Raw genomic sequence first — 1,014 nt, 5'->3', positions numbered from 1 at the left:
TTTATATTGTGTGCATGACCTTCTTTAACTAATTTATCCATAACAAATGGTTTGAATAATTCAAGAGCCATTTTCTTAGGAAGACCACATTGATAGAATTTAAGATCTGGTCCAACAACTATAACTGAACGTCCTGAGTAGTCAACACGCTTACCAAGTAAGTTTTGACGGAAACGTCCTTGCTTACCTTTTAGCATGTCTGATAAAGACTTAAGTGGTCTATTACCAGGTCCTGTTACAGGTCTACCTCTTCTACCATTGTCGATTAAAGCATCTACTGCTTCTTGAAGCATTCTCTTTTCATTTCTTACGATAATGTCAGGTGCTCCAAGCTCTAATAACCTCTTTAATCTGTTATTTCTATTTATAACTCTTCTATATAAGTCATTCAAGTCAGAAGTTGCAAACCTTCCACCATCTAATTGTACCATTGGTCTTAAATCTGGTGGTATTACAGGGATTGCATCTAGTATCATCCACTCTGGCTTGTTTCCAGACTTTTTGAATGCTTCTACAACTTCTAGTCTTCTTATTGTTCTTATTCTCTTTTGCCCAGTGCTATCTTTTAAGTCAGATCTTAGCTCTTTACTTTCTTGCTCTAAATCAATATTTTGTAATAATTGTTTTACAGCTTCAGCACCCATACCTACAGTGAAAGTACCATATCCATACTTTTCAACAGCAGTTCTGTATTCTTTTTCTGTTAATAATTGCTTTTCGTTTAATCCAGTTTCACCTGCATCTGTTACAACGTATGAAGCAAAATATAATATTTTTTCTAAAGATCTTGGAGACATATCAAGTAAAAGACCCATTCTACTTGGTATACCTTTGAAGTACCAGATATGAGACATAGGAGCTGCAAGCTCTATATGTCCCATTCTTTCTCTTCTTACTTTAGCTTTTGTTACTTCTACACCACATCTATCACAAACTACACCTTTATATCTAACTCTTCTGTACTTACCGCAGTGGCACTCCCAGTCCTTTTGAGGCCCAAATATTCTTTCACAG

General features: G+C 35.6%; 1 pseudogene. It reads right to left on the bottom strand.

Annotation, left to right across the window (positions count from 1 at the left end):
• A pseudogene (locus tag JWF52_RS19050) lies at positions 1-1,014 on the bottom strand (DNA-directed RNA polymerase subunit beta'); the annotation flags it as partial.

The organism is Clostridium sp. CCUG 7971 (assembly GCF_017590215.1).
Classification (GTDB): Bacteria; Bacillota; Clostridia; order Peptostreptococcales; family Peptostreptococcaceae; genus Faecalimicrobium.
This window is presented reverse-complemented; position numbering and strand designations above follow the sequence as displayed.